The 25604-nt window shown below is 51.8% G+C and carries 19 protein-coding genes and 4 pseudogenes; 10 read left to right on the top strand and 13 right to left on the bottom strand.

The window, feature by feature from the left end; all coding sequences use genetic code 11:
* Window positions 1-37: 37 nt before the first annotated feature.
* The 4 genes from ptsI to cysZ all read right to left on the bottom strand — a co-directional run bounded on the left by ptsI (window position 38) and on the right by cysZ (window position 4348).
* Window positions 38-1765 (bottom strand): phosphoenolpyruvate-protein phosphotransferase PtsI, encoded by a 1728-nt coding sequence (gene ptsI, locus OGX66_RS00150; RefSeq protein WP_003038080.1) that lies wholly within the window; start codon window positions 1763-1765, stop codon window positions 38-40.
* A gap of 45 nt (window positions 1766-1810) precedes the next feature.
* Entirely contained in the window at window positions 1811-2068 is a 258-nt protein-coding gene (ptsH, locus tag OGX66_RS00145) for a phosphocarrier protein Hpr (RefSeq protein ID WP_003038086.1), read from the bottom strand.
* Between the two features lie 383 nt (window positions 2069-2451).
* Window positions 2452-3423: a cysteine synthase A gene (cysK, locus tag OGX66_RS00140; RefSeq protein ID WP_003038091.1), complete on the bottom strand. Its 972-nt coding sequence runs from the start codon at window positions 3421-3423 to the stop codon at window positions 2452-2454.
* A gap of 163 nt (window positions 3424-3586) precedes the next feature.
* Complete coding sequence (cysZ, locus tag OGX66_RS00135) at window positions 3587-4348, bottom strand: sulfate transporter CysZ (RefSeq protein WP_003838567.1); 762 nt, start codon at window positions 4346-4348, stop codon at window positions 3587-3589.
* A gap of 230 nt (window positions 4349-4578) precedes the next feature.
* Between cysZ and zipA the strand changes: the two genes are divergently transcribed.
* From zipA to OGX66_RS00120, 3 genes are all read left to right on the top strand, one after another.
* Window positions 4579-5586, top strand: a complete 1008-nt coding sequence (gene zipA / locus OGX66_RS00130) for a cell division protein ZipA (protein WP_003038097.1) — start codon at window positions 4579-4581, stop codon at window positions 5584-5586.
* A gap of 71 nt (window positions 5587-5657) precedes the next feature.
* Window positions 5658-7673, top strand: coding sequence for an NAD-dependent DNA ligase LigA (gene ligA / locus OGX66_RS00125; protein ID WP_071685008.1), 2016 nt, complete (start codon window positions 5658-5660; stop codon window positions 7671-7673).
* A 1-nt stretch (window position 7674) separates the two neighbouring features.
* Entirely contained in the window at window positions 7675-7893 is a 219-nt protein-coding gene (locus OGX66_RS00120; RefSeq protein ID WP_003038102.1) for a DUF3820 family protein, read from the top strand.
* Here OGX66_RS00120 and OGX66_RS00115 read toward each other — a convergent pair.
* Window positions 7890-8888, bottom strand: a complete 999-nt coding sequence (locus OGX66_RS00115; protein WP_003038103.1) for a bile acid:sodium symporter family protein — start codon at window positions 8886-8888, stop codon at window positions 7890-7892. The two genes, OGX66_RS00120 and OGX66_RS00115, sit on opposite strands and share 4 nt — an antisense overlap.
* An 89-nt stretch (window positions 8889-8977) precedes the next feature.
* Here OGX66_RS00115 and OGX66_RS00110 point away from each other — a divergent pair, with 89 nt between their 5' ends.
* Complete coding sequence (locus tag OGX66_RS00110; protein ID WP_046670126.1) at window positions 8978-9904, top strand: LysR family transcriptional regulator; 927 nt, start codon at window positions 8978-8980, stop codon at window positions 9902-9904.
* Here the strand turns inward: OGX66_RS00110 and OGX66_RS00105 are convergent.
* Entirely contained in the window at window positions 9895-10236 is a 342-nt protein-coding gene (locus OGX66_RS00105; protein WP_049000830.1) for a FlxA-like family protein, read from the bottom strand. The two genes, OGX66_RS00110 and OGX66_RS00105, sit on opposite strands and share 10 nt — an antisense overlap.
* 291 nt (window positions 10237-10527) lie before the next feature.
* Between OGX66_RS00105 and xapA the strand changes: the two genes are divergently transcribed.
* The 5 genes and pseudogenes from xapA to OGX66_RS00080 all read left to right on the top strand — a co-directional run bounded on the left by xapA (window position 10528) and on the right by OGX66_RS00080 (window position 15213).
* Entirely contained in the window at window positions 10528-11361 is an 834-nt protein-coding gene (xapA, locus tag OGX66_RS00100) for a xanthosine phosphorylase (RefSeq protein ID WP_003838576.1), read from the top strand.
* 56 nt (window positions 11362-11417) lie between these two features.
* The gene (locus tag OGX66_RS00095) at window positions 11418-12674 is read left to right on the top strand and encodes a nucleoside permease (protein ID WP_061068295.1); all 1257 of its coding nucleotides are present in this window, start codon (window positions 11418-11420) and stop codon (window positions 12672-12674) included.
* 98 nt (window positions 12675-12772) lie between these two features.
* On the top strand, window positions 12773-13657 hold the full coding sequence (locus tag OGX66_RS00090; protein ID WP_003838579.1) for a LysR family transcriptional regulator: 885 nt from the start codon (window positions 12773-12775) through the stop codon (window positions 13655-13657).
* 388 nt (window positions 13658-14045) lie between these two features.
* Window positions 14046-14416, top strand: a pseudogene (locus tag OGX66_RS00085) (GNAT family N-acetyltransferase); the annotation flags it as partial.
* 155 nt (window positions 14417-14571) lie between these two features.
* On the top strand, window positions 14572-15213 hold the full coding sequence (locus tag OGX66_RS00080) for a hypothetical protein (RefSeq protein WP_225990937.1): 642 nt from the start codon (window positions 14572-14574) through the stop codon (window positions 15211-15213).
* Window positions 15214-15350: 137 nt separating this feature from the next.
* Here OGX66_RS00080 and OGX66_RS00075 read toward each other — a convergent pair whose 3' ends face one another.
* The 5 genes and pseudogenes from OGX66_RS00075 to tssI form a co-directional block, all read right to left on the bottom strand.
* A complete protein-coding gene (locus tag OGX66_RS00075) occupies window positions 15351-15662 on the bottom strand; it encodes a hypothetical protein (protein ID WP_088903202.1) in 312 nt (103 codons plus the stop codon).
* Between the two features lie 372 nt (window positions 15663-16034).
* Window positions 16035-16664: pseudogene (locus tag OGX66_RS24565) on the bottom strand (RHS repeat-associated core domain-containing protein); the annotation flags it as partial.
* Window positions 16665-16708: 44 nt separating this feature from the next.
* On the bottom strand, window positions 16709-17011 hold the full coding sequence (locus tag OGX66_RS00065) for a YbbD family protein (protein WP_088903204.1): 303 nt from the start codon (window positions 17009-17011) through the stop codon (window positions 16709-16711).
* A gap of 3 nt (window positions 17012-17014) precedes the next feature.
* On the bottom strand, window positions 17015-21070 hold the full coding sequence (locus tag OGX66_RS00060) for an RHS element core protein (protein ID WP_286510705.1): 4056 nt from the start codon (window positions 21068-21070) through the stop codon (window positions 17015-17017).
* Window positions 21071-21135: 65 nt separating this feature from the next.
* Window positions 21136-23241, bottom strand: coding sequence for a type VI secretion system tip protein TssI/VgrG (tssI, locus tag OGX66_RS00055; RefSeq protein WP_088903205.1), 2106 nt, complete (start codon window positions 23239-23241; stop codon window positions 21136-21138).
* Between the two features lie 755 nt (window positions 23242-23996).
* Here tssI and OGX66_RS00050 point away from each other — a divergent pair.
* Window positions 23997-24137: pseudogene (locus OGX66_RS00050) on the top strand (integrase domain-containing protein); the annotation flags it as partial.
* 623 nt (window positions 24138-24760) lie between these two features.
* On the opposite strand, the gene OGX66_RS00045 reads toward OGX66_RS00050, so the two are convergent.
* Both OGX66_RS00045 and OGX66_RS00040 read right to left on the bottom strand, forming a co-directional pair.
* Complete coding sequence (locus OGX66_RS00045) at window positions 24761-24934, bottom strand: phage integrase central domain-containing protein (RefSeq protein ID WP_225990938.1); 174 nt, start codon at window positions 24932-24934, stop codon at window positions 24761-24763.
* 104 nt (window positions 24935-25038) lie between these two features.
* Window positions 25039-25137, bottom strand: a pseudogene (locus OGX66_RS00040) (integrase arm-type DNA-binding domain-containing protein); the annotation flags it as partial.
* Between the last annotated feature and the right edge of the window lie 467 nt (window positions 25138-25604).

Genomic DNA, 25604 nt, shown 5'->3' with positions numbered 1-25604 from the left:
CTTCTCCTAAGCAGTAAATTGGGCCGCATCTCGTGGATTAGCAGATTGTTTTTTCTTCAATGAACTTGTTAACCAGCGTCATTAACTCGTCCGTTGTCGGTTGAGCAAGAGCCTGCTCTGCTAACACCTTCGCATCTTCGAAGTTCGTGTTACGGATAATCTTCTTAATGCGCGGGATAGAAATGGCGCTCATAGAGAATTCGTCCAGACCCATCCCCAGCAACAGAAGTGTAGCACGTTCGTCGCCTGCAAGCTCACCACACATGCCAGTCCATTTGCCTTCAGCATGAGAAGCATCAATAACTTGCTTGATCAGCGTCAGCACAGATGGCGACATCGGTTGGTAAAGGTGTGAAATCATATCATTACCACGGTCAACTGCCAGGGTGTACTGCGTTAAATCATTGGTGCCGATACTAAAGAAATCAACTTCTTTGGCTAAATGACGCGCAATTGTTGCCGCAGCCGGTGTTTCCACCATCACGCCAATCTCAATGCTCTCGTCAAATGCTTTACCTTCGTCGCGCAGTTCCTGTTTGTAGATTTCAATCTCTTTGCGCAGTGCACGCACTTCTTCAACAGAGATGATCATTGGGAACATAATGCGCAGTTTACCGAAAGCAGAGGCGCGCAGAATCGCGCGAACCTGGTCACGCAGGATCTCTTTACGATCCATGGCGATACGCACGGCACGCCAGCCCAGGAACGGGTTCTCTTCTTTCGGGAAATTCATGTACGGCAGTTCTTTATCGCCGCCGATGTCCATGGTGCGAACGATGACCGCCTGAGAGCCACAGGCTTCAGCAACGGCTTTATACGCAGCAAACTGTTCTTCTTCAGTTGGCAGCGATTCACGGTCCATGAACAGGAATTCGGTGCGGTACAGACCCACACCTTCAGCGCCGTTACGTTCAGCGCCTTCAACGTCACGAACGGTACCGATATTGGCGCAAACTTCAACCTGATGTCCGTCCAGCGTGATAGCCGGCAGATCTTTCAGCTTAGCGAGTTCCGCTTTCTCGGTTGCAACCTGCTCCTGAACGGCACGCAGTTGCTCGATAACGTCGTTGGTCGGATTGACGTAAACCTGATTGTTTACGGCATCCAGAATCAGATAGTCGTCGTTTTTAACCTGAGAGGTGACGCTACCCGTACCGACGATGGCAGGCAGTTCCAGAGAACGCGCCATGATAGAGGTATGGGAGGTACGTCCGCCCGCGTCAGTAATGAAACCCAGCACCTTGTTCAGGTTCAGCTGTGCGGTTTCTGACGGGGTCAGGTCTGCGGCTACCAGGATAACTTCTTCCTGAATAGCGCTCAGGTCGATAATTGCCAGACCCAGGATGTTACGCAGCAGGCGTTTACCGATGTCACGTACGTCAGCCGCACGTTCTTTCAGGTATTCATCATCCAGCTCTTCCAGGGCTGTGGCCTGACCTTCGATAACTTCATGCGCGGCTGCATCAGCCGTCATGTGCTTATCTTTAATCAGGGCTATGATTTCCTGCTCCAGCTCCTCATCTTCGAGCAGCATGATATGCCCTTCAAAGATGGCTTCTTTTTCTTCACCGAACGTTTCACCAGCTTTGGTTTTGATCGCTTCCAGTTGCGCAGATGCCTTGGCACGACCGCTCAGAAAACGTTCAACTTCCTGATCAACCTTGTCGGCAGAAATTTTTTTCCGGTCAATGACGATTTCGTCTTCTTTCAGTAGCAATGCTTTACCGAAAGCGATACCCGGGGATGCTAAAATGCCTGAAATCATAACCCTACCTTACTTGTGACTGATATTTAAAAGAACTCGTTGAACTTACTCGAGTTCAGCCATCAGTTTAACCAGATGCTCAACTGCTTTCTGCTCGTCTTCACCTTCTGCGGACAGGGTAACAACGGTACCCTGAGTCAGGCCCAGAGTCTGCAGTTTAAACAGGCTTTTGGCGCTAGCGCTTTTGCCGTTGGAAGTCACAGTAATATCAGAAGTAAAGCCTTTTGCTTCTTTAACAAACTGAGCAGCAGGGCGAGTATGCAGACCGTTCGGAGCGGTAATGGTAACTTCTTGCTGGAACATTATATTTCCCCAACTTATAGGTTTAGTGTTGTGGAACTAAAGTCTAGCCTGGCGGTTCAACTTTAGCCTGTATTGTTAGCATCGGCGTAAACTGGACGCGACACAAAAGGAGTTCGGTGCAATCCGTTGCTGGCAACTTCTTGCCGCTGACGTTTCGTTCGTCATTAAACATTATGCCGCGAAAGGAAGAGTTGAACCAAATCATAAAATCGATTCAGCTAACGCTTTTCCTGTAACGATTAATTTCGCGCATCAAAATAATTAGCTTGGTTAAATACCAGTTCTGGTGGGTTGAATCAATGCCAGGCGAGTTGAAACTTTGAAGCAGGCCACAAAAAAGCACCCAAAAGGGTGCTTTTTTACGCGTTTTTAACATGCTGGCATTACTGTTGCAGTTCTTTCTCTGTGAAGAGATCGGCAAACAGTGCAGTGCTCAGATAACGCTCACCCGATGACGGTAGAATAACCACTATATTCTTATTGGTAAAGGTTTCATCTTCCTGCAGCTTAAGCGCGGCAGCAACAGCAGCGCCGGAAGAAATGCCCGCCAGAATACCTTCTTCTTCCATCAGGCGACGCGCAGTAGAGATTGCTTCATCATTGGTGATGGCGACGACTTTATCGATAAGTTTCAGATCAAGGTTGCCTGGAATGAAACCCGCGCCAATCCCCTGAATTTTATGTGGGCCCGGTTTAAGTTCTTCACCCGCCAGCGCCTGGGCGATAACCGGGGAGTCGGTAGGTTCAACCGCGACGGTGATCAGATCGGTTTTGCCTTTAGTGCCTTTGATGTAACGGGTCACACCAGTCAATGTACCGCCGGTACCGACGCCGGAAATAAAGACATCAACCTGGCCATCGGTATCTTCCCAGATTTCCGGGCCGGTGGTTTTTTCGTGAATTTCCGGGTTCGCCGGGTTGCTGAACTGCTGCAGCAGCAGGAACTTCTCCGGATCGCTGGCGACAATTTCTTCCGCTTTCTGGATTGCACCCTTCATCCCTTTTGCGCCTTCGGTCAGCACCAGATTCGCACCCAGAGCTTTCAACAGCTTGCGGCGCTCAATGCTCATCGTTTCCGGCATGGTCAGAGTCAGTTTGTAACCGCGGGCTGCGGCAACGTAGGCTAGCGCAATCCCCGTGTTGCCGCTGGTCGGTTCTACCAGCTCAACACCCGGTTTCAGTACACCACGTTTTTCGGCATCCCAAATCATATTGGCACCGATACGGCATTTGACGCTAAAGCTCGGGTTACGAGATTCCACCTTCGCCAGAATGCGTCCGTTACCGATACGGTTCAGTCGAACCAGCGGCGTATGACCGATAGTCAGCGAGTTGTCTTCAAAAATCTTACTCATGGCCTGTCCTTAACTGTATGAAATTGGGATACCGCTTCAGCATACCTGTTGAGAAAGTATGGGGAAGTAAGGAAATCGCATATCTATATGCTGATGGGAAATAATGCCTTGCAGTATGGAATAAGAGCGGGCATAAGCCAGCCCGCTTTTACACATTTTTGCATTACTTCCATAACGCGTGCTTAGCACGATAGCAGTCTACCCACATCGCCGTAGCACCACAAACCGCGACCGGCATGATGAACAGATTGAGCACCGGAATCATGGTGAACAAACTGGTTAATGCGCCAAATTGCATATTGGTGACCTTGCGTGTACGCAGCGCGACGCGCATCTCCTTAAAAGGCACCTTATGGTTATCAAACGGATAATCGCAGTACTGAATGGCCAGCATCCATGCGCTGAACAGGAACCACAGCACCGGGGCGACGGTCTGCCCAATACCCGGAATGAAATAGAGGATCAGCAACACGATGGCGCGCGGGAGATACCACGCCAGCTTTTGCCATTCACGTTTCATAATACGGGGAACATCTTTCATGATGCCGAGAACACCGGTGTCAGGCGGTGTTGCGCCTGTTAAGCGCGCTTCCAGTTGTTCAGCCAGCAGACCGTTAAACGGCGCGGCAATCCAGTTGGCTATGGTGGAAAAGAGGTAGCCGAACACCAGTAGTACGGAGATAGTGACAATCGGCCACAGCAAGTAGCTGAGCCACTGAAGCCAGTCAGGGACGTGACTCATCAGCGCGGGGATCCAGCTATCGAGTTGTGTGAATAGCCACCAGAATGCGCCGCCCATCAGCAGGATATTCACCAGCAAAGGCAGGATGACAAAGCGACGAATGCCCGGTTGGGTGATGAGCTTCCATCCCTGTGAAAAGTAATAAAGGCCGCTGCGAGGTACGACTGCAGATGATGAAACCATGGTCAGGACATACTCCTTGTTATATAAGCTCTGGTAAACTTTGCGTATCTTACCGGGTTGTTGAGCGTTAAGCTGTTCAGAAATGTTCGAAAAAACAGCAAAAAGCACAATTTTGTTCATCTTTATGCCGTGAAAGCCAAGAGTGCACTTGCACTTGGCGTAATCGACAAATACTCTTAGTGAGTAAATGTTTGCCGTGGTGGCAAGGTGTTAGAACAACAGAGAATATAATGATGCAGGATTTGCGTCTGATATTAATCATTGTTGGCGCGATCGCCATAATCGCTTTACTGGTACATGGTTTTTGGACTAGCCGTAAAGAGCGGTCTTCTATATTCCGCGATCGCCCACTGAAACGCATGAAGTCTAAACGTGAAGACGAGGATTCGTTCGACGACAACGTCGAGGAAGACGAAGGCGTGGGCGAAGTTCGCGTTCATCGTGTGAATCATGCTCCCGGTAACGCGCAGGAACATGGTGTTCCTCCTCAGTCGCCGCAACACCAGTACCAGCCGCCTTATGCGTCGGCTCAGCCGCGTCAACCCGCGCAGCAGCCTGCACAAGCGCCGGTACCGCCGCCGCATGCTCAGCCGCAGCCTGTACAACCGCAGCAGCCGGTGCAACATCAGCCTGTTCAGCAACAACCTGTACAGCAGCCGATGCAGCATCAGCCCGTTGCTCCGCAGGTTCAGCAGCCCGTGCAGCAAGCACCGCAACCTGCGCCGCAGACTTTCCAGCCCGCAGAGCCTGCCGTTGAACATCAACCGCAGCCTGAGCCGGTAGTTGAAGAAGCGCCTGCTGCTGAAAAACCGCAGCGTAAAGAAGCGGTCATTATTATGAACGTTGCGGCGCATCACGGTAGCGAGCTCAACGGTGAAGTGCTGCTCAATAGCATTCAGCAAGCCGGCTTTAAATTTGGCGATATGAATATTTTCCATCGTCATTTGAGCCCGGATGGCAGCGGTCCGTCGCTGTTCAGTCTTGCCAATATGGTTAACCCAGGAACGTTTGACCCCGAAATGACGGGTGATTTCAGCACCCCTGGCGTAACTATTTTTATGCAGGTTCCGTCCTATGGGGACGAGCTGCAAAACTTTAAGCTGATGCTGCAGTCAGCACAGCACATCGCCGATGAAGTGGGTGGTGTGGTGCTTGACGATCAACGTCGCATGATGACGCCGCAGAAACTGCGCGAGTATCAGGACCGCATCCGCGAAGTTAAAGAATCTCGCGCCTGATTCTCCTTTGGCGTGACATCTCCTTGCTAAACCCCCGCCTGTCGGGGGTTTTTTATCATTGATGGTGCGATATGGAATCAATCGAACAACAACTGACAGAACTGCGAACCACGCTTCGCCATCATGAGTATCTCTACCATGTGATGGACGCGCCGGAAATTCCCGATGCGGAATACGATCGTCTGCTGCGCGAACTCCGCGAGCTGGAAGCGCAGCATCCGGACCTTATTACCCCTGACTCGCCAACTCAACGCGTTGGCGCCGCCCCGTTAACGGCGTTCAGTCAGATTCGCCATGAAGTGCCGATGCTGTCGCTGGATAACGTGTTTGATGAAGAGAGTTTTCTCGCCTTTAACAAGCGCGTACAGGACCGACTGAAGAGTACGGACAAACTAACCTGGTGCTGTGAGCTGAAGCTTGACGGGCTGGCGGTGAGTATTCTCTATGAAAACGGCGTGCTGGTTAGCGCCGCAACGCGCGGCGATGGCACCACCGGGGAAGACATTACCTCGAACGTGCGCACCATTCGTGCGATCCCGTTAAAACTGCGCGGCGATAACATTCCGACGCGTCTGGAAGTGCGCGGCGAGGTGTTCCTCCCGCAGGCCGGGTTTGAAAAAATCAACGAAGAGGCCCGCCGTACTGGCAACAAAGTGTTTGCTAACCCGCGAAATGCGGCGGCTGGGTCATTACGCCAGCTCGATCCGCGTATCACAGCGAAGCGACCGCTTACTTTCTTCTGCTATGGCGTTGGTGTGCTGGAAGGTGGTGTGTTGCCCGATACCCATCTGGGCCGTCTGCTGCAATTTAAAGAGTGGGGATTGCCGGTGAGCGACAGAGTGGCGCTTTGCGACTCTCCGGAGGAAGTACTTGCTTACTATCATAAGGTTGAAGAAGACCGACCGACGCTGGGATTCGATATCGATGGTGTGGTGATCAAAGTCAACTCTATGGCCTTGCAGGAACAACTGGGTTTTGTTGCCCGCGCGCCGCGTTGGGCGGTGGCCTTTAAGTTCCCGGCGCAGGAGCAGATGACCTTTGTCCGCGATGTTGAGTTTCAGGTTGGACGTACAGGGGCGATTACGCCTGTCGCCCGCCTTGAGCCAGTTCAGGTTGCAGGGGTGTTGGTCAGTAACGCCACCTTGCACAATGCGGATGAAATTGAGCGTCTTGGTTTGCGTATTGGCGATAAAGTCGTCATTCGCCGTGCGGGCGATGTCATCCCGCAGGTAGTGAACGTCGTGCTTTCCGAGCGCCCGGACAATACCCGCGAAATCGAGTTTCCCACCCACTGTCCGGTATGCAACTCTGACGTTGAGCGTGTGGAAGGCGAAGCGGTTGCTCGCTGTACCGGAGGTTTAATCTGCGGGGCACAGCGGAAGGAATCATTGAAACACTTCGTTTCCCGCCGTGCGCTGGACGTCGACGGCATGGGCGACAAAATTATCGATCAACTGGTCGAGAAAGAGTATGTCCACACGCCAGCGGATCTCTTCACGCTAACCGCAGGTAAGCTGACCGGTCTTGATCGCATGGGGCCGAAGTCGGCGCAAAACGTAGTGAATGCGCTGGAAAAAGCGAAAGAGACCACGTTTGCCCGTTTCCTCTATGCGCTGGGTATTCGTGAAGTCGGCGAAGCGACGGCTGCAGGTCTGGCTGCATATTTCGGCACGCTCGACGCGCTGGAAGCCGCCTCTGTTGAAGAGCTGCAAAAAGTGCCGGATGTCGGCATCGTGGTGGCGACCCACGTGTTTAATTTCTTTGCCGAAGAGAGTAACCGCGAGGTGATCGTCCAGCTTTTGGAGCAGGGGATTCACTGGCCAGCGCCGGTGGTTATCAACGCTGAAGAAATCGACAGCCCCTTTGCGGGTAAGACGGTGGTGCTGACCGGGAGCCTGAGCCTGATGTCACGCGATGATGCCAAAGCACGACTGACCGAGCTGGGGGCAAAAGTGGCCGGTAGCGTGTCAAAGAAAACCGATCTAGTGATTGCGGGGGAAGCGGCGGGCTCTAAACTGGCAAAAGCGCAGGAGTTGGGCATTGAAGTGATCGACGAAGCTGAAATGATCCGCTTACTGGGTGCCTGAGATGGAAAAAGAGCAGCTGGTTGAAATCGCCAATACCGTGATGCCCTTTGGCAAATATAAAGGGCGTCGGCTGATTGATGTACCGGAAGAGTATCTGCTGTGGTTTGCCCGTAAGGATGAATTCCCGCCGGGCAAGCTCGGCGAACTGATGCAAATCACGCTGCTGATTAAAACTGAAGGGCTGACGCAACTGGTGCAGCCCCTGAAACGCCCGCTTTAAGCTTTTGCGGCGCGGCTTTTCTGCTGCGCCTGCAATGCGTCCGTCTGTTGCTTGTAGCGACGTGCCAGCACCGCACAAACCATCAACTGAATTTGATGGAAGATCATCAGCGGCAGCACCATCATTCCTATCACTGACGTCGGGAACAGAATATTTGCCATTGGGATCCCATTCGCCAGGCTCTTTTTCGATCCGCAAAAGACAATGGTGATCTCATCGGCCTTGTTGAAGCCGCATTTACGCGCAACAAAGACGTTGATGCCAATCACGATTGCCAGCAATACGATGCTGACCACCACGATAAACAGCAGTGAGCCAATCCCCACTTTGTGCCAGATCCCGTTCACCACGGCTTCACTGAAGGCGGAGTAAACCACCAGTAAAATGGATGATTGATCCGTTTTTGCAATCCATTTTTTATGTCGGGACACCCAGTTACCAATCCACGGACGCGAAAGATGTCCCAGTACGAACGGCAGCAGCAGCTGCAGCATGATTTTCCCCACCTGCTCCAGGCTGCCTTCTGCGCCGTGCATATTCATTACCAGGCCAACCAGCAACGGCGAGAGAAAAATACCCAGCAGGCTGGAGGCCGAAGCGGAACACACGGCGGCGGCAACGTTACCCCCCGCCAGCGACGTAAAGGCGATTGCCGACTGCACCGTGGCCGGCAAAATACACAGGTACAGGAAACCGGTGTACAGCATCGGGTCAACATTAACCGGCGCCCACCAGGCGAACAGAACGCCCAGCACCGGGAAAACAACAAACGTGCTGCACATCACCCACAGATGCAAACGCCAGTGACTACCGCCGGCAATAATTGCCTCACGAGAGAGCTTCGCCCCGTGCATAAAAAACAGCAGGGCAATGGCAGCGGTGGTTAAGCCTTCAAAGAAAGGCACAAAGCCACCTTCGGCTGGGAAAAAGGACGCCAGTAATACGACCGTAATCAACGTAATCGTGAACGGATCAAGGATACGAAAAAGTTTCATAAAAGCTCCTGAAATTCAGTAGCAACATTTTGCGTTTTTCCATTTGAGAAATAAAATTGATTTATTGCATCCATATATGAATCGAATAGATGAATTACTCTCTGCGTCAGTTGCGTATCTTTGTTACCGTCGCTCAGGCCAAAAGCTTTAGCCGGGCGGGGGATATTATTGGCTTAAGCCAGTCTGCGGTCAGCCACAGCGTTAAAGAGCTTGAAGCTCAGACGGGGGTGCGGTTGTTAGATAGAACAACGCGGGAAGTGGTTCTGACGGAAGCGGGGCACCAGTTGGCGACGCGGCTGGAACGTATTCTGGATGAACTGCACAGCACGCTGCGTGAAGCAGGCCAGGTGGGGACACAGTTAACCGGAACGGTGCGTGTTGCCGCCAGCCAGACAATCTCTGCTCACCTTATTCCACAGTGTATTGCCCAGAGTAATGAGCTTTATCCTGCGATCGATTTTGTGCTGCACGACAGGCCCCAGCAGTGGGTGCTGGAAAGTATTCGCCAGGGAGAAGTCGATTTTGGCATTGTGATAGATCCTGGTGCCGTGACCGATCTGCAGTGTGAAGCCGTACTGTCCGAACCGTTCCTGCTGCTGTGTCGCGAGGATCATCCGTTAGCCCAACGTGAGTGGGTGAACTGGCAGGATTTGTATCACGAACGTTTGGTGTTACAGGATTACGCTTCCGGTAGTCGACCGCTGATCGATGCGGCGTTGGCCCATTTTTCCATTGATGCCAACATCGTTCAGGAGATTGGTCATCCCGCCACGCTGTTCCCGATGGTGGAGGCGGGGATTGGCATCAGCGTGCTGCCCGCACTGGCGCTTCCCTTACCGCAGGGCAGTCACTTGCAGGTTAAGCGCCTGACGCCGGTAGTTGAACGGCAACTGATGCTGGCTCGACGTAAAAACCGCTCTTTATCAACCGCGGCTCAGGCGCTGTGGGACGTGGTGCGTATGCAGGCCAGTGAATTAACCGCCGGTCGTGCCCGTGATCCGTTGTATCAGATATAAATATCGACCTGATGTTGGTCGGAAACCGTGTTGATGCCCTCAGCTTTTCTCTGATCGGCGCTTTGCTTTTGCTGTGACTCCTCGGCCTGCCGTCGCAACAGTTGAGCCAGCTGTGCTTGTAACATTTTGATTTGTGTCTGAATAAGTTCCTGCTGTTCGCGCTTCTGCTCAACGCTGCCACTACTATTGGGAATATCTTTGAGCTGCTGAGTTAGCTTGGTTATCTTTTGGGTGACTTGTGCAATCTGAGCGGAGATGTCATTCCCGGCTGGGGCTTTTCCACCACCACTACTGCTTTGAACAGTTGGGGTGGAAACGTTAATCGTTGTCATACGGATTCCTCACACCATAAAACATGAGTATCGGCATTAGTGAACAGAACTTCAGTTACAATATGGCGGAGCGGAGTTTAATAATACAAGTTCCAAATCTTCATGTATCTCTATTCCTGTGCCATTTCTGGCCCGAAAAAAATGTGATTTCAGGCTGGTTTAGTGCGACTCATCGATACCGATTTACTATCGGTTGTCGGGATAAACGGTATTGGTAATCGATTGCGTAGTCTCGCTATAACAGTGCGGTACGCGACATTATTTTCGACTACTCAGTATTAAGGATATCTCATGAGTCACTCTCTTTTCTCGCAAAATCCCTGGTATAGCGCCGACATCATTCGTAGTTACAAACCCGATTTTACCCCGCGCGTAGCCTTTATCCTTGGCTCTGGCCTCGGTGCTCTGGCGGATCAAATCGAGGATGCAGTGGCCATCTCTTACGAAAAATTGCCGGGATTCCCTGTCAGTACTGTACATGGTCATGCCGGTGAGCTGGTGCTGGGAAATCTGGCGGGTATTCCGGTGGCTTGTATGAAAGGGCGTGGGCATTTTTATGAAGGTCGCGGCATGACGGTGATGACCGACGCCATTCGCACCCTGAAGCTACTGGGCTGCGAACTGTTATTTTGTACTAATGCCGCAGGTTCTTTGCGCCCCGAAGTCGGACCAGGTAGTCTCGTTGCGCTTAGCGATCACATTAATACGATGCCAGGTACACCAATGGTCGGACTAAACGATGAGCGTTTTGGTGAGCGATTCTTTTCGCTGGCGAATGCCTATGATGCTGACTATCGTGCGATCCTGCAAACCGTCGCCGCAGAAGAAGGGTTTCCGCTGAGCGAAGGGGTGTTTGTTTCTTATCCGGGACCGAACTTTGAAACGGCGGCAGAAATCCGCATGATGCAAATTATTGGCGGCGACGTGGTGGGGATGTCGGTGGTGCCTGAAGTTATCTCTGCGCGTCACTGCGGTCTGAAAGTGGTTGCGGTGGCTGCCATCACCAACCTGGCGGAAGGTTTGGGGGATGTGAAGTTATCTCACGCACAGACGTTGGCTGCAGCAGAACTCTCCCGGCAGAACTTCATCAATCTGATCTGTGGCTTCTTGCGCAAACTGGCCTGAATAATTAAAACATGACCCCGCTTGCGGGGTCTTACTTTATGGCAAGGAACGGAAAAATGGGTATCGCATCTCGCTTAAAGCTCATGTCGTTTTTGCAATATTTCATCTGGGGAAGCTGGCTGGTAACCCTGGGTTCTTACATGATTAACACCCTGGATTTTACCGGCGCGAATGTGGGTATGGTCTACAGCTCGAAAGGGCTGGCAGCGATTATTATGCCGGGCATTATGGGGATCATCGCCGATAAGTGGCTGCGTGCCGAGCGCGCTTATATGCTGTGCCATCTGGTGTGTGCTGGCGTGTTGCTGTACGCCACAACCGTTACCGATCCACAGACCATGTTCTGGGTAATGTTGGTTAACGCGATGGCGTATATGCCGACGATTGCGTTATCGAACAGCGTCTCATATTCATGCCTTGCACAATCGGGTCAGGATCCGGCTACCGCATTCCCGCCAATTCGTGTATTTGGCACGATAGGTTTTATTGTGGCGATGTGGACGGTCAGCTTAATGGGGCTGGAACTGAGCAGCGCACAGCTTTATATTGCTTCAGGCGCATCGCTGCTGCTGGCTCTGTATGCGCTGACGTTACCAAAAATACCGGTTGCGGAGAAAAAAGAGTCCGCCACGTTGGCCAGTAAACTGGGGCTGGATGCGTTTGTTTTGTTTAAAAATCCACGTATGGCAATTTTCTTTTTGTTTGCCATGATGCTGGGGGCAGTGCTGCAAATCACCAACGTCTTTGGCAATCCGTTCCTGCATGATTTTGCCCGTAACCCTGAGTTTGCCAACAGCTTTGTGGTGAAATATCCCTCCATTTTGCTGTCAGTTTCGCAGATGGCGGAAGTGGGCTTTATCCTCACTATCCCGTTCTTCCTCAAACGTTTTGGCATCAAAACGGTGATGCTGATGAGCATGCTGGCGTGGACGCTGCGCTTTGGCTTCTTTGCCTTTGGCGATCCGTCCCCGTTTGGCTTTGTGTTGCTGCTGATGTCGATGATCGTTTACGGCTGCGCGTTTGATTTCTTCAACATCTCCGGGTCGGTATTTGTCGAGCAGGAAGTTGACTCAAGCATTCGCGCCAGCGCCCAGGGGCTGTTTATGACGATGGTAAATGGCATTGGCGCGTGGGTGGGTTCAATCCTGAGCGGGATGGCGGTGGACTATTTTTCTGTCGATGGCGTCAAGGATTGGCAAACTATCTGGCTGGTGTTTGCCGCTTACGCGCTGGTCCTGGCGGTTATCTTTGCATTGTTCTTTAAATATAAGCATGAGCCTGAACGACTGGCGCAGAAATCACCGGCACATTAATGCTCCTTTAGCGGCGGGTTCTGATACCCGCCGTTTCATTTTCTGCGATGCAATGTGGTAACTTTGCGCATTATTCTTCACTCAGGAGCGCATTATCCATGGAACGCACGCACCGCATCGATCTGAAGTTACTGCGTTATTTTCTTGCCGTCGCAGAAGAACTGCATTTTGGACGCGCTGCTGCTCGCCTGAATATGTCGCAACCGCCGCTCAGTACGCATATCAAAGAGCTGGAACAGCAGCTCGGCACGTTGCTATTTATCCGTCATTCCCGCAGCGTGGCGTTAACCCACGCCGGAAAAATTTTGATGGAAGAATCGCGCAGACTGTTATCCAGTGCTAATCAGGCGCTGGCACGAGTGGAACAGATTGGTCGCGGTGAGGCAGGGCGAATTGAGCTAGGCGTCATTGGTACCGCAATGTGGGGAAAAATGCGTCCGGTGATGCGGCGTTTTCTGAAGGAAAATCCCAACGTTGAGGTGCAGTTTCGCGAGAACATGCCCGCAATGCAGATGACGATGCTGGAAAGACGTGAACTGGATGCGGGGATTTGGCGCATGGCTACTGAACCCTCTCCCGGATTTACCAGCCTGCGCTTACATGAGTCCTCATTTTTGGTGGCCATACCAGAAGAACATGCTCTTACCGCCTGTGAATCCGTACCGCTGGAAGCGTTGAGAAATGAATATTTTGTCACGATGCCCTCCATTCATACCGACTGGGCATTTTTGCAGCGAGTTTGCCTGAGCGCTGGATTTTCCCCGATGATTATCCGTGAGGTGAGGGAGCCGCAAACGGTGCTGGCGATGATCAGCATGGGGATTGGTATTACGTTAATTGCTGACAGTTATGCGCAGATGAGTTGGCCAGGCGTGGTATTCCGACCGTTAGAGGAACGTATTCCGGCGGATTTATATATTGTGTATGACCAACAGCAGGCGACACCCGCGCTGGAGAAACTGGTAGCGGCATTGACGATGTGAATCTGTGCCGGATGGCGACTAACGTCTTATCCGGCCTACGAGGGGAGTATTGTCAGTAGGCCTGATAAGCGTAGCGCATCAGGCAGTTGTATAAATCGCAGATAGCAAAAAGGCGCCGCCAGCGCCCTTTTTACATTGGTGGGTCGTGCAGGATTCTCTTTTGAATCCTAATTCTTTGAATAGAAAGAAAATCACACAACAGATTCGATTACTGTGGGCCTAAGTATAGGCCCATTTTGAAAGCTGCAAGTAGTAATCTGATTCGTATGGTTCAACCGCGTAATTTTTAGACGTCGTGAGCATTGCTGACATACACTGGGGCATAATACTGATTTACCTGCATCAACATACTCACAGCTACAACTCAATACAAATAGTTGTCCCACCATCGCGTACTTTTGTTCACTGTGACAGTGGTTCTAAGGTACCACCGTATTACTCGCTGGCGTCCAGCTCTGTAACCACAAATACTACGCCGGGGCGCTTTCGCTGCAATATGCCTGATCCCATCCCAGTTGTGGTGCAGGGACGTCTGGCGGTGGATCAATCGTTGCGGGGACAAGGTATTGGGCGGGCACTGGTGCGCGATGCCGGGTTGCGGGTGATTCAGTGGCTGACACTATAGGCATTCGCGAAATGCTGGTTCATGCTCTGTCTGATGAGGCGCGGGTATTTTACCTGACAGTGGGCTTTGAGCCGTCGCCGATGGACTCAATGATGCTGATGGTGACACTGGGGGATCTGAATAATTGTGGCTAAATCCTTCTGTTAGCTGTCTCCTAAATGATTATTCATAGTGAAGGTGCCACAAAATATATGTGACGGATAAAAATAAACAGAAAAGCAAGTATCATATTTTTTATTGAGTTTTTTATTCGCGGGAGTATGATGCAGTAAAGTAAGTGGAGGTTGTTATGTGCGAAAGTATATTAAGAAATTTCTCTGTTGATAATAACGAAGCCATCCTGAGAAATAGCCAATATCTGTCTGTAGAACCACCGTCACAATCCCAATCTGGTGCTGAAATGTTCAGAGCTCTAACTTCTGGAGAGATAAAACTGGCGCAAACAGTATTTCAGAATATCATTAACTATGACAGAGTAAAAATATATTGTCATAGCAGTCAATCCCGAATACAACCCAGAGTTATCACTACCACTAAAAATGGGAAAGTGCTTTTAAGCGTGAATGAATACCGACCTGATTTTTCTGGTGATTATACAAGTCATCATGATTCGGTAAAATATCCTCATTTATTTATTTTTGCGATGTCTTTTGTCTGGCAGTATTTCAGATATGATTCTTCTTTTCGTGATCCGTATACATCATCCGTCTGGTATTCCTACAAATTAGATGAGCCAGCATTTAATTTTTATACTATGGAACAGCAGGCTTCAATTATTGCTGATTACTGGTTGTTAAATAAATATGATCTTACGGAATATGAAGAACTGAGCAACCATCAGGAATATGATAGAATTGGAATAGACATCAAGGAAAATTTATTGATGAACTATGCGTCTGTGATAAGGATGCATATTCAGTATATGGAATAGAAAATTTATAACATTCACGAGTGTATTAATACACACTTATTCAATAGTTAGGAACTATTCCCGGAAAATCACTTCGCATGAAGGGTAAATAACCTTCTATCCTCAGAGTGCAAGGTGAGTTCGCCGGGCGTTTACGATTATAAAATAAATATTTTTTTTAATTTCTCAATAAAAATATTAACAACAATATCCTCGGACTTCCCAAAAAGGTCAGTGTCATCAATAAATTCATCTTTTACATATAATAATGCATCATCTACATTACTGATAGATTCACCATCGTTATCTTGAGGGAAAGTTGGGGTTAATCTATATCTATCCAATCGAAAAATAGCCCCTTTAAAAATATCAGATTGTTTATAGATATCTAATTTAAAATAAAACGGCTCAACTTGCCCATGAACTTCATAGGTATATGTGGCTACCAATTTACGTTGTATTATCATCATTTAGCCTTTAGCACACCTACATTGACAATGTCTGGTATAAGTTCCTCTAGGGGCACTCTGAGTGGCATCTCGTTTGGCATTCTCACATGCTTCTGCTTGAGATGAACCTTTTCCTGAACCTGTTGCTCTTAGCGGAACTTTACCATCTAAGGATTTATCGATAACAGTTACATTACAGGATGAACTACATGTCCACCTAGCACTACGAGACGCACACATGAACAGAGCTAACACAATAATATTAACTTCAAGCGTCTCTGTTTGTGCCACTCTATCATTCCACCATTTTGTCAATGCTTTTGCAGCATTAGCATCTGCTTCCTGCTGCTCAGGACTTTTTGGCCATGGTAGTGGCGGGAAGAACGGATTCAAAAGAGTTGCTAACCCCAGAGGGTCTATATTTTCGACTGGATTCAGCGGATAACTATACAAATTCCATCCCCCTTTCAGCCCTATCGGATCCTGCGTTATATATCTGCCCTGCAACGGATCAAGATATCTGTGACGATTATAGTACAATCCCGTCTCCTTATCCCACTGCAGCCCCGGCAACCGGGTAAGCTGTTGCAGATTATTCGGGTTATTCTCCCGCAGCACATTCCCCCATTCATCAAACTCCGCGTTCCAGGCTATATCTCCGTTAATATCAACCAGCGCCAGCGGCAGTCTCCGGAGGTCGCAGTGGTACAGATGAATTTTCCTCACTGGCGCGAGTTCCGGCTCCACCTGATTTCTCATCTGCTCCACGCTCAGCCCGCACATCTTCAGCCATTGCTGATTTTGTTCGCTGATTGCCCCGCGTTTCAGTTCGGCTTCCAGAGTATCCAGCATCGTCACCAGTTCCGGCGGGAAGGTCACGTTTGCATCCTGCTGAAATTGTTCCGCCAGCGTGCGGCGGACTGCTTTTGCCAGCTCTGCGGTCTGGGTTTCAATTCTCACCAGCGGCGTGAAACTGCCCGGAGTGTAAATCGTCCAGATGCACTGTGCATCAGTCTGTGTGGTGTGGCTACCACTATCGCATAGCTGGAATTCCATATAATTGATTTTCAGACGTATGGATCAAAATCAAGTGACGCTCCTGCTGCACTGAGTCGACTTATTGTCCGCGCATCAATATCAAACGCAGGCCTAAAACCGTCTTCATCAGAAGTAATAGCAATTGATAATTCAACATGTAATTTTCTTAAACCTTCCAGACCATTACTAGTATACGTGGCACCTTCATCCAAAACTTTATTAATAATATAGAGTAAAAAATCGTGATCATACTGATCAGCTTCGCGCTTAGATATGCTGACCCACTCACCTTTAACAGGGTCTATGCCGTGTAACTCAACAGTTAATTTCATAAATTATTTCCAATTAAATTCTGTAGAGGATGCAATGTTTCCTTTACAGCCCTGAGCCTTAATTACTACTCTACCATCTTTACAACCACAAAGATCAAATCTCGATATTTGTGCTTTATCTCCCATCCAATCCCTCTTCACTTGATGAGGATCAAATATGTTGGCTTTTGAAAGTAAACTCTTATCAAGTTTTTTATCACACGGGTCTTCTGGTGGATCGCTTTTACAATTACTTAAACTATTTGCTGTATTTGTTAAAGCTTGTTTACCAGCTGGCGTAGACACTACTGCTGCTGCAAATAATCCCGTCGATATCCAGGCAACAGCCTGAGCACTTAAATAGTAGCCGCCAATAACTAAAGGCACAAACAATCCCAATGGGTCAGTATCAGTTACCGGATCCAGCGGATATTGATATACATTCCATCCGCCTTCCAGACCAATCGGATCCTGAGTAATATACCTCCCCAATAGCGGATCATAGTAGCGATACCGGTTATAGTATAACCCCGTCTCCTCATCATACTGCTGCCCCGGCAGGCGAATGTGCTGCACCAGATTGTGCGGATTATCCTCCCGCAGCACATTACCCCATGCATCATATTCTGCCGACCACTCGATTTTTCCGTCCTGATTTATCAGCGCCAGCGGCAGGCCCCGGTGGTCGCAGTGGTACAGGTGGATTTTCCGCTGCGGCGTGTATTCCGGCTCCATCTGATTTTGTATCTGCTCCGGCGTCAGGCCGCACAGGGTCAGCCACGCCCGGTTTTCTTCACTGAGTTCCCCGCGTGTAAGTTCCGCCTCCAGACTGTTCACCATCGCCACCAGTTCCGGCGGGAAGGTCACGTTTGCATCCTGCTGGAGTTTCTCCGCCAGCGTGCGGCGGACGGTTCTGGTCAGTTCCGTCGTGGCTGTTTCAATGCAGATGAGCGGCGTAAAACTTCCTGGCTGATACACTGTCTGAATGCGGGTGGCGTCCGTCTGCGTGGTGGTCAGGCGGTCGCCGTCCCAGCCGTACCACTCGGTTTCCTTTAGTTCCGGCTGCGTGCATGAGCCATCGTGATATACCGTACACGTCCATACCCGTTTGCTGGTGCGGCGGCCCAGCGGGTCATAAGCATAACGGCTCTCCGTCAGTGTGTTGCCGTTCTGTATCAGGCGGTACTGTGTGAGCCTGTGCTGATGGTCATAGCTGTAATGATGCGTATAGCTGCCGCCATTGCGGACGCGTCGCTCGTCTTTTTCCGTCAGCCTGCCGTGTTTATCGTAATGGTAAAAATAATCCGCGTCCTGGGCGATGCGGTTATCGCGCCAGGCCTCCGGCAGCATCGGGTATTTATCCCGCTCCGCTATCCGGTTGCCCGCCGGGTCGGTGAGCGTCCACTGTGTCAGGTCATGATGCGGGGATTTGATGTGCGTGCTGATCAGCCGCCCGGCGTCGCTGTACTGATAATCGCGTTGCTCATGCTGACTATTGATACGGATAAGCTGCCCGGTATCGTTCCAGGTATAGTCGCGGTTAAGCTGCGGTTTATTGAAGTGATAACTCTCCGGCTTCCCGGCAGCAGTATAGGCCGTCGTTCTTTCGTACTGGCCAAAATTGCGCAGTGTTTCACGGTGCAGGCGGTCGCGGGTGAAATCAACCAGCGGTTCGTCGCCGAGCTTCATTCCGGCAATATAGCCGGAGCCGTAAGTGAGCCACTCTACCGGCGACAGGTGGTCGGGGGTGGTGATGGTCGCCAGCCCCTTATCGCTGTAATCCTGCCTGGTTTCGTGCTGCCACAGCAGTTCGCCGCTTTCCGGATGATGCACCGTCTGGCGTTCGCTGATGAGACGGCCCCGGTTGTCATGATCGTAATGCACGGCAACGTGGTGTCCGTCGCTGAAGTGACTGATTTCTTCCGGCCAGCCGCGTTCGTTGTACTGCCAGCGTTCTGCCTCTTCATCATTCACGGTTCTGTACGTCAGGCGGTCAGATTCATCGTAATGCCACACCGTGACGAGATTTTCATCCTCGCTGCGCACAACCTGCCCGGTGTTGCTGTAGCGGTAACGCTTCTCCCTGCCGTCAAAGCCGGTTTCCTGCGTCAGCCTGTCCAGCACATCATACGTGAATGCCGTATGGCTGCCGTTCTCGTTGATGAGTTGCGTCACGCGGCCTGCGGCGTCGTATTCCATCCGGCGCGTCAGCCCGCCCTGCGTGGTGCTGACGGCGTTGCCCCGGTTATCAAAGGTGGTTTCGCTGCGGCTGCCGTCAGGGGAGACCGTCGCCGTCAGGTCGCCTGCTGCATTGTATTCGTAATGGGTTTCCTGGTCTGCGGTATTACGCTGACTGACCAGTCTGCCGCGGTTATCATACGTCCGGTACAGGCTTAATCCTTCCTCCTGATGCGTCGCCGTTAACTGCCCAAAACGGTCATATTCATAGCGGGTCCGGTAGCCGGAGCAGTCGGTGAAGGCCAGCAACTGCCCGTAGTGACTCCACACCATCTGCTTCTGGCTGCCGGTGGCGTCTTCGGTGGCGCTGGGATGTTCACTGCACGGGTCATCATAAAAATAACGGGTCGTACTGCCGTCGCGCGCCGTTTCGCTGGTCAGCCTGCCCTGACCGTCGTATTCCTGCCGGGTTTTTAGTCCGTCCGGATACGTGGTACTGGTTAGCTGGCGCTGGCTGTTGTAGTAAAGTTCGGTGCGCCTGCCATCCGGTGTGGCGACCTCTTTCAGCAGACCAGAACCGGGACTCAGGCGGTATTCCGTCCGGCGGCCTGTCGCATCCGTCTGCGCGATAAGTCTGCCCGCCGGGTCATACTCGCTGTGCGTGGCGCTGCCGTCCGCACGTTCCTGTGTTACCACCCGTTTCAGTCCGCCGTCACCTTCGGTATGCAGCACCTCGCGGCGGTTCAGGCTGTCGGTGATGGTGATACTGTTTTTTTCGTAGGCATAGGCGTAGCTTAAGCCAGCCGGGTTGTGCTGCTCCACGACCTGTCCGGCAGCATTGTAGCGATAGCGTATCTCCGGTCTGCCCGTGTGGCGGTGCGCCACCATCCGCCCCGGATGCTTTGCGTCATAAACAAAATCGCGCACCACGGTATTGCTGCGGTCATACACCACCACCAGTTCGCCACGCGGCGAATAGGCATAACGCACCAGCGGCTGCGCAGGCAGATTATCCGGGTATGCCGGGTCGCGGGTCAGCCACACTTCCGCCAGTCGGACACCGTTGTCTGCGCCGTACTCCGTGGCGGACAGCACATCAGGAGCCGGGGGCTGTTTTGTGGCGCGGTACTGCGCTGCCCGTTGTGCCTGCGTGGTCAGCACCAGCCGGAAACGGCGGCCTGCGCCATCCGTCACGCCGGTGATATTTCCTGCGAATTCACCTGAGGCGGCGCGATGGAAAGTTATTTCCCGCCCGAAATTATCCACCAGCGCAGTCAGCACCCGGTACGGCGGCAGCGGGGCGGGCAGTATTTCGTCCGGCGCGGGAACGCGCTCAGACCAGCCGAGTATCCACCACGGCCCCTGTAAACTGTTGGTGGCGAGGTAAATATGCGGGCTGATGCGCAGTGCTTCCGGCAACCGTTGCCAGAGAAGATGCAGCGGATTGCTTTCATGCATTGCCGGAGCGCCGCCCCGCGCCAGCCAGAACGATTCGCTGCGGCTGAAGGCCGTTTCACCGGGAAACAGTGGGTCAAAGTGAATGCTGCGCCCGCCATTGTCATTGAGTATCAGTTCATCTTCGCGTATCTGTAAGCGGATATCGAAAGGCGCTTTCCAGCCGGGGCCGAATATGCCCACCGGCGCGGGCGTTTTTGTGCGGTAGCTGCTGTAAGCGCGGGAAAGCACAAACGGCAGCGGGCCGGGCAGGGCGAAATCGGTTTCGCCGGGCTGCACCTTCGCGCCCAGCAGCGGGTTGACCGGGTTGCCGGAGGTCATGCCGCCTGGGCATACTGAACAGGCGACACCGGTGGGCGCGCCAATCATCACCCCCGCCGAACCCTGAATTATCGGGCCACCCTTCAGGGTGCCGTCGCCCTGACGTGCCGCCGGTTTTCCGCTCATTCGCCTGCTCCTTCCCGTTCCTGTTTTTATTCTGTTTTATCGCTGTATCGCTGAATTGCTCAGTATTACCGCATATCCGGCGGTGAAGTGCTGTCTTCTTTCGGTGCCTCAGGCGGGTCTTCCGCCGCACCGCAGTTCCAGTTAATCATCAGCGCATCGCCGCTGAGCGTCTGGACGCCCTGGAGATTAATGGCGGTGCCGTTTAGGAATATTTTACCGTCCTGCGTCAGCACCAGCCGCGCCCGCCCGCAGCGCAGCTCCAGGTGTTCCCCGGCGGAATAGACCGCCACCTTCCCGGTGCTCTCGGTTTTGCTTTTACCCACCGTAAAGGTGACGTTTTCCCCGACGCTGACGTTATAGCCCCTGCCGACCAGCAGGGATTTCTGTATCCCCACCTGCGAGGATTGCGTCAGCGCAACCGAGGTGTTCATCACGCCGCCGACGGTGGTCTGGTACGCCACGCCGACCGTCAGTGCCCGCGCGACGCCCACCGTTTCCGACTGGTTCTGGCCGACAGTAATGCTCTGGTTCTGGCCCACGGTTTCCTGCTGGTTCTGCACCACAGTCTGCACCTGGTTCTGCTTCACGGTGATAACCTGATTGCCGCCGATGGTTTCGCGGTGGCTGGCCGTCACATCAGTGGTACGGTTGTTCAGTACATCGGTATCCATATCCTTCTGCGCATGGATATAAACCTGCTCCTGCCCGGTGGCATCGTCAAAGCGCAACTCATTAAACCCACTGCCCCGGTAGGTTTTTGAGCGAATGGTCATCTGCGTTTTGGTCGCGGGTAAATCACCCGGCGAGCGGTTATCTTCGTGATATGTGCGTCCCATAATAATGGGCTGGTCGGGGTCGCCGTTGAGGAAGTCCACGATAACCTCCTGGCCCACGCGCGGAATAGCAAGATTGCCAAATCCGGCCCCCGCCCATGCCTGCGACACGCGTATCCAGCAGGAGCTGTCCTCGTTTCCTGTACCGTAGCGGTCCCAGTGAAAGCGCACCCGCACCCGGCCATGTTCGTCGCAGAAAATCTCTTCTTCCGGCGGCCCGGTGACAATGGCGCTCTGCGGGCCGTCCACCTTCGGCTTCAGCAGGGGCTGCGGTCGCCAGGTCCGGCCAGCGGGAATGACGTCGAATTTGTTCTCCAGCGTGGTGCCCAGTCCCCGGCTGCCTTTCAGCGCCTGCGGCTGTTTACCCGTCAGAACGCTACTGATAACTTGCCATTGCCGGTTGAGCTCCCTGACCGGATGTCCGGTCAGGGTAAAGATAACGCCCGGCCATAATGCCGGTGAATTGCTGACGCAGGAGGCTGTCTCCGCATTGTTGCGCCAGCCCTCCATCTGATAGCGGGCGAAATCCTGCCCGTGTTGCTCATCCTTAAATCGTCCGGGATAATCGAAGACTTCATACTGCGTGCGCTGGCCGTTTAGGTGTTCGCCATCATGCCCGTAATACGCCGGCCATCCCGGCACCTTAAAGGTGTAGTCCTGGGTTTCCACCGAAGAGGGACGTATCTGCGCCTGATAACGGAAGGTGCTGATGGTCAGGGGTAAAAGGGTGGTTGTGGGATTGGGATTAAAGGGAATTTCATCCGTGCGGGGCAGTCCGGCCGCATCATCGCACAATGTCAGCGTCTGCGACAGAGTATCAGTAACATGCCGGTCAAAAAAGAAAATGCCTTCCTCTGACCACAGGCGGGTGAGAAACGCCAGGTCGGTCTCGCCATACTGCACGCAGAATTCCCGCGCCGGGTGGTCCTCATAAAACAGCGGTTTCCAGCTGGTTATCCCGTTTTCATCCAGCAACGTGGCGGAAATGGTCTGAATATCCTGCTGCTGGAAGATGCGGAAATTTTGCCGCAGCCCGGCGCGCCAGAGAGGCGGACTGAGGGTCAGGCTGTAACACATCTGCCAGCCGTTGTATTCCTTCATTCCGAAGCGGGTGACAATACCGCTGATATGGCGCTGCGGGGTATCGTCCTGCCAGATGGTCAGGGTGGCGTTCTTTTCCAGCAGGTTTTCTGCCGTTTCCCTGAAGGAGTCGCTGGCAACGTCCACGTCCAGCATAAACGGGAAAGAGTGGCGCTGTTTCAGCAGAAAGCTCACCACGGCGAAGGTCTCTGGCCCCAGCCCGTCCACTTCCAGCGTGAAACGTAATCCTGTCGGCATAAGCGCCTCCCTGAATAAATAAAACGGGGTATTTTTTGGCGGCATCGCAACAGACGTTATCGAACTCTCTTATTTGCGAGTAACCGGGAAAATGATTAGCAACACTGATAAATGATGAGTTATTTAAAAACGACTCCCTGTTCTGTTTTATGATTTCTGTCAATAAATGATAATCTTTGTTTCATTTATTTTGAAAATGTATTTCATGTTTATTTAATTATTGTGAATATATAACCTGTGCAAGGGCCGGATTTTCCCGGCAATCCTGTACCTGCTGATTTTCAGCACCCTTTAGCTTTACGGGCTGTGGCCTGCATTGCCGTCAGGCTTTGCTGCTGCGTGACCGTAAAACTGCACCAGAGAAATCAACAACATTCATCCGTAACGGCATTCTAATGCGCCCTTTCAGGCCATTTTTTAACCATTAAGGAGAACGTGAACCGGTATCAGAGGGGGGATCTGGATGATCCAAGGGATAACCCGCGCAAGCGGGCGACTGCTTTGAAAGCACAACCGACGACCCGCCACACCTCAACAGTCGTCGCCCCGGCGCTCAGATACTGTTCGCAGCCCCGACTCAGAAACAGGGGCTATCGGCCTACGCGCCGGGGAAGCTGTATCAGTTTTGGGGCAGTAATTTGTTGCAGTCATAAAGGGGGAATAAATGGCAATGCTGGAGCGGGAAATATCAGGCAGTACAGGAAAACGCCTGCCTGAAAGCTCCGGGGCTGGCAAGGCTGATGGGGCTGCGCTTGCAGGAGGCGATCCGTTATTATCTGGCGCAGGGATTCAGCGAGAAAGAAGCGCTGGCGCTGACTGCGATGGATTTGGGGTACGGTGACGGGCGCGGGAGATATGTGGCACAGGTTTACGGGCGACGGGCAGAGGCTGACTGATAGCCATTACCTTATAAAATGGCACCTTTCATTGTTTCCGTACAAAATTTTCTATCAATAGCAGAGTTATGAAAGGTATTTTCGATGAGAGCCGTTATGATTACGCCAGCAAAAGGCTAAAAGTCAAAAGGGAAAGGGACATTTAAGGGTAACTGCGCCTGACCGGAAAAGGTCAAAGGGCTTAAAAGGTTATCACTGGTGCAGATCGATATTTACCCGATGATATCTGGCGCAATCCTGCCGTACAGAGACAACCGTAAGCTGGTGCAGATAAAGGTGGGGGGAAGTAAACTGGTGCAGTCATAGTGAGCGGTTTTCTGGTACAGGTTGTCTGAAAACTATCGCCTGAAATTATTAACCGTGGATAATTTTCGACATTTTCCTGTTGATTGTGTGGCATTGATAGTTTTTGACCCGTAATTATTTGGCCCAAATAATTATGTATACTTTCCGATTAATAACTTAAAAATAAGGGTGAGTCTTTTCAATGCAAAAAGCAGATCCGTACTCAATCAGGATCTGCTTTTATGTTTATAAAGATGTTTTGCCTGTTCCGGCCCAACTCGTGATATTACAGCGCTGAACTTCGAGCCGCCTCGCTACTTTTTTGCCCCACCAGTCCATCACCTCATTTTTGCGCCACGTACCAGTACAGGCTCCAGCGCATTCACCAGCGTATACGCTTTCAATTCTGTAACGTGTATCTGCCCGATAACCGGGAACACATCGCGCTGGAACGATTTCCAGATATCGTCCGCGTAGTCGGCTGAAACTTTGGTTTTTTCACGACAAACCATTTTGTCGCCACGTTGATAAACAGGCCATCCATCGCACGCCGTTCCCGCTCGGCTTCCTCCTGCTCATCAATACCTTTTACCAGCAGGGCAAGCTTGTCAGCGTGCAGCGCTCTGGCGCTGGCGAGCAACATAGCGGGATAGTAACCGAGGGTGACGGTGGTTCTGGCATCCGAACCGGGGCGTTTATAGTGAAAACGCCAGATTTTTTTTGCCGCTGGAGCGGAAGAATAGGGTCAGTCCCTGACTGTCAAACAGTGCATAGTCTTTTTCGGCGGTTTTGCTTTCTGGACTTCGGAAGTACTCAGGGGACGGGTAAGAACGGCCATAGAAGACTCCTTTAATGTCAGTTGAAAATGACAGTAACGAAGTTGTGCAATATTCTGTTTTCATAAGAATTTTTCAGCCCGAAACTAAAAATGGGCCTACGACATTTCCACCGCCAGCGGCGTAGGCCCATTGGTAGGCCCATTTGCGCTGGCTTCCCCAACATTCGGAGAGATACATACAGACGAAAAAAAAACCGTATACCTTTGACAGTAATACGGTTTCTTTACTTCCCCGGATGTCCTGAAACACCCCAGGAATGTATGTTGGTGGGTCGTGCAGGATGACTCGCTTCGCTCGCCCTTCGGGCCGTCGCCGTAAATGGCTCCGTTGTTTCGCTGCGCTC

Origin of the sequence: Citrobacter sp. Cf072 (genome assembly GCF_030334485.1) — a bacterium.
Lineage (GTDB): Bacteria > Pseudomonadota > Gammaproteobacteria > Enterobacterales > Enterobacteriaceae > Citrobacter > Citrobacter freundii.
The sequence above is the reverse complement of the archived record's forward strand: the minus strand, read 5'-3'. Positions and strand labels throughout refer to the sequence as shown.